Origin of the sequence: Pseudomonas sp. NBRC 111127 (genome assembly GCF_001320345.1) — a bacterium.
Taxonomy (GTDB): Bacteria; Pseudomonadota; Gammaproteobacteria; order Pseudomonadales; family Pseudomonadaceae; genus Aquipseudomonas; species Aquipseudomonas juntendi.
In genome coordinates, this window is the sequence record NZ_BCBD01000255.1 from 1 (window position 1) to 3979 (window position 3979).

The window sequence follows — 3979 nt, forward strand, 5'->3', positions numbered from 1 at the left end:
GCCCGGGGTGAGCAGGATGCGCCGGCGGATGATCGATTCGCGCGTAGCCAGGCGCGATCCCTTACCCAGGACTCCGCCGAACCAGTCGGTTCCGTCAGCCGTATTCAGGAACCACTCGCCCAGGAAGAACTTGAGCCGGGTGCGGACGTTCTGCGCCACCTCTTCGGCTGAATAGCCGGTCAGCAGCTTTTCCTGGCCCATGGCCAGGTCGCCGTTGGCGTCGAGCTTGCGTACGGTCATGGAACGGATACCCCGCTGGTGCCAGTGCCTGGCTGAACTCAGGAATGCTTGTGCAGCTTCAAGCTGATCGGGCCGGCGAAAACGTCGTTCGGCGTGGTTACCAGGCTGGCAGGACTGATGGTCACCCCGTTTATGTTTACCGTGCCGTCGGCGCCGATAGTGATGAACCCGGCGCCGTTGCTAAGCGATATTGAGGTGTCATCCTTAAGCCAGGCGTACATCGACCCGCTGTTGTTGCGCAGGCGGATGCCGTCATTGGCGAAGTCGGTGATCGCCCCTGGTACAGATCGCACGCCAGGCATGAAGTAGGCATCGTTCATGGAGAACCGCCGCGGCTCGGACTTCGCCGCTACGCCGCCTTGGTCGACCCAGGAATCGATGCACTCTTGCGAGAACATGATCGACCCCTCGACGCCTTCGGCCACCCGGCACTCCAAAGTTCCCCCGGAAGCGCCCCAGAATTGAACTGGAACGCGGACGATAGGCCGGCGTGGTTCGGCGTTGCCAAGCCGGTCTTCGATCATCAGGCCGATTTGCACCTGGGCCAGCTGCGTAGCGGGGTCGAAGCTCAGAACGTGCCCAGGAACGCTGGTGCGTACGTTGTCCTTGAGGTACTCGCCAAAGATCTCGCGCAGCATCTTGGCGAACTGTTCCCGTGTGCGGGAGGCCAATGGGTCTTTCATCGGGTCGCCCTATCAGAGATTCCAGACTGCGCCATCGTGTCGAGCCGCAAGCAGCTGATCTGGGTTTCCCACGGGTCGCCGTGGGAGTCACCGATGACGGCCAGGGAGTAGATTTTGTAGAGGCCTTCGCCAATGGTCCGTGGAACCTTGTAGAAGAACACGTCAGAAAATTCGAAACGCGGTGCCATAGACTCCAGCTTGATGGAGTCGCCCAGCTTCAGCTTAGGGTTCAACGCGCAGCGAATGCCCACCTCGGTATCAGTAACCACGGGTGACCCGATCATGCCGGTAGTCGCACTGATCGTGGCCTTTACTGGCATGGCGAACCCCTTTTTGATGATCTTCATCGCATCGTTTTCGACCATCCAGTCGAACTCATAAGCGGCCGCAAGCTCGTTCATGCGCGAGACAAGCGCTCCCTGCAAGACGGTTCCCCCAGACCTGCGCTTGAGGCCTGAAAAGTCTCCAAAGAACTGGATCTCGGCGCCGAAGTAGGAAGCGCACTCTTCGATAATCTGTACTGGGTCCGTCTCAGGTGCGAGGGTCAGATTGATGATTCGCTGGTCGCGGTCTTTAGCCTGAGACTGACAGAAAAACCTGATTCCGCTGGTCGCCCCCCCGTCCTCCATGAAGCGCTCTACGTTGGTAATCTGGCCTAGGAAAATGGAGCCAAAATTGCTTTCGTATCCAGCCTCCAGGGAAATGAACTCATATTTGCTCTCAGCTCCATCTCCAAGCATCTGCCGTGCGGATCGGTCGGATACGTTGTAGATCGCAATCTCTGCAACGCTGAGTGCATTTCCGGCGAAGTGAATTATCTGAAAGGTTATTCGGAGGCCGTCACCAACTGGTAGGTTGTCTGCTGCGGGAGCTTTGTTGGCAGGATTCATCTCGTAAATCAAGCTTCCAGCCTTTCGACCCAACTTGAGCCTATAGCGCCGCGAGAAGATTTCATCAGTCATCAGACCATACCAGCATGTTGTCAATGCCAAGGTTTTCAGGCGTCGGCTGGGCGCCTTCCAGCGTCAGCGAGCCATATGCCACCTTCGGCGGCGGATAAATCCCGGACAGCAGGTTCACGCCAGGCAGCAGGTAGCGGCCAGCCGTGAGCAGAGCACCAGATGCTGCCCTGATGTTCACCTGAAACACTTGAAGCCGAACGGCCCACTGCAGCTCAATAGTCAGGGTGTTGGCTCCGAGCTGGGCGGTGAAATCCTGGGCTGGCAGGGCCTGTACCTGCACCTTGTAGCGGCTCATGGGAGAACCTCGACTGCCACAGATCCGGACGACACCATAGGCGCGCCCTGAGTGGCCACCGGATCGTTTTTCAGTAGTTGATCGGCCGAAGTCACGCCACGGCTCACCTGCGAACTTATGACCCTGGCCTGCTGAAGCTCGGCCACAAACACAAGGCCATCCTCGTCCTCAGGGCGCGTGCGCTGATCCAGACGTATGAGCACCATGTTGTAGAGAGTTTCGTACTCTGTAACCAGCTCGAACCTGGTTCTCGATTGCAGCAGAGCCGAGAGCGCCTTCCAGGCCGTCGCCGCCCGCGTGCCTTCGCTACCCGAAAGCAAGTAAGCGGCCACGGTTGAGATGGCAGCTCCTCCTACGCCGCCGGCCGCCGTAGCGGCAGCCCCTACACCCATCATGCCAATATCGCTCAGGCCAATGCCGAGTGGCGTATTGGATACAGCTCCAGTCAACAAGTATCGGTCCGGCAGAAGAACAGCGTGATCGTTGATGCTTGCCCCAACTTCGACCGGAAACTGGGTCAGCTGAACCGCTTTGCTGGTCATTCCCTCAAGTTTGGCATCGAACTCGATTTTGTTGATTTCAGGAACCGTCTTCGAGAAGAAGCTCATCAAACCTTCAGTCGTGCTCATCGTTCAGCGCTCTTGAAGTCTTTGGTGGTGTGGTCGATCAACGTAGAAATCTCCTCGCTGAGCACCTGCTTGACCTTGCCGATATCAGCGCCATGGAAGTGATACTGACGGTTGTCGTTGCGCTCAACTGGCCGCCACTCGCCATCCTGTGAAGATGAAGCAGGAGTCTGAGTGGTGGCGGGAGGCGCCACTACATCGCTGGCGTTGTATGTTTCTGGCGCACGGCGCTGCGACTTGGCCCAGGCATCGATCCTGTCCAAAACGCCTGGGCCGCTAGCAAGCCCTGCCTGGGTTTTCTTCCACTGCTCTGGATCGCTCAGGTCGAGAATGGGTGCGCTGGACTGCGGCCTGGTGGCTCCGTAGCTAGCGGCTATCTCGGCGCGCTCCTGAGCCCTCTTTTCCCTTTCGGCGGGACGGATAACGTACTGAGAGTAGGTGGAAGCCGCCTCTGAAGGAGACTGGGAATTCTCGACCTTCGCCCAATTTGCCTTCTCTTTTCCTTTGGTCGCCTCGTACACGGCAAAATCGAGCTGTTCCTGCCATGTTGATTCGCGAATGTTTTTGCCAAGGTACGCTGCAAAATCCGCCTGCCTAGATGGATGCCACTGCAGCAGTCCGTACGCTTTACCGCCATCGCCCACTGCATTCGGATCGAAGCCGCTCTCTGCTTGGACGTTTGCGGCTATGCCTTTGGCAATCGTGTCGGTCAGACCTTTGGAGCGTAGATAATCAATGACAGGGCCCGCGCCGTCTGCGCCTCCATTCTTCATCCGAATTTTTGCTACTTCGTCATCCTCGCCAACATTCAATGATGGGGAGTAAAGGGCGGCTAGCAAGCCGACAGCAGTGGTACTGGCGGCAATAGGTACCCAGGGAGGAGATCCTGGCCCTCCTTTTGGTAAAGGCCCGCCTGGCGACCCGGCGGCGGGAGGTGCACCATTTTTACCCAAGTTGAGAATGGCTTTTAGTGCTGCAAGCCCTTTCAGGACTGAAGCTCCGCCCATCAGGGCCATGGCTGCTGCCACACCTTCTATGTTCTTCGCCACCGCACCGAAAAAGCTTTCGAGACCAGAGTGAATCATCTCCTTGTTGTCCCGATAGAACTGGGTGAAGTCCTCGGCCATTTCTGCTAGCGCCGGGGTTAGCTCACCAGCGATCGTATTTCCCATA

At 57.8% G+C, this 3979-nt stretch carries 6 protein-coding genes; all 6 read right to left on the reverse strand.

All coding sequences use genetic code 11. The features are described 5' to 3' along the window. Window positions 1–240 (reverse strand): hypothetical protein (locus APH30_RS26300; protein WP_054914169.1); only part of this gene is annotated, 240 nt, incomplete at its 3' end. 38 nt (window positions 241–278) lie between these two features. Then, window positions 279–923 carry a Gp138 family membrane-puncturing spike protein gene (locus APH30_RS26305; protein ID WP_082416264.1) on the reverse strand — a complete coding sequence of 215 codons (645 nt, stop codon included), beginning with the start codon at window positions 921–923 and terminating at the stop codon, window positions 279–281. Continuing rightward, window positions 920–1885 carry a hypothetical protein gene (locus APH30_RS26310; protein WP_054904531.1) on the reverse strand — a complete coding sequence of 322 codons (966 nt, stop codon included), beginning with the start codon at window positions 1883–1885 and terminating at the stop codon, window positions 920–922. Before APH30_RS26310 ends, APH30_RS26305 begins: the two co-directional genes overlap by 4 nt. Then, window positions 1878–2180, reverse strand: coding sequence for a hypothetical protein (locus APH30_RS26315; RefSeq protein WP_054904532.1), 303 nt, complete (start codon window positions 2178–2180; stop codon window positions 1878–1880). The genes APH30_RS26310 and APH30_RS26315 overlap by 8 nt, the downstream gene beginning before the upstream one ends. Beyond that, complete coding sequence (locus tag APH30_RS26320; RefSeq protein ID WP_054914170.1) at window positions 2177–2809, reverse strand: phage baseplate protein; 633 nt, start codon at window positions 2807–2809, stop codon at window positions 2177–2179. The genes APH30_RS26315 and APH30_RS26320 overlap by 4 nt, the downstream gene beginning before the upstream one ends. Beyond that, window positions 2806–3979: phage tail tip lysozyme (locus APH30_RS26325; RefSeq protein WP_054914171.1), on the reverse strand; the 1174-nt coding region annotated here is incomplete at its 5' end. The genes APH30_RS26320 and APH30_RS26325, both read right to left, overlap by 4 nt.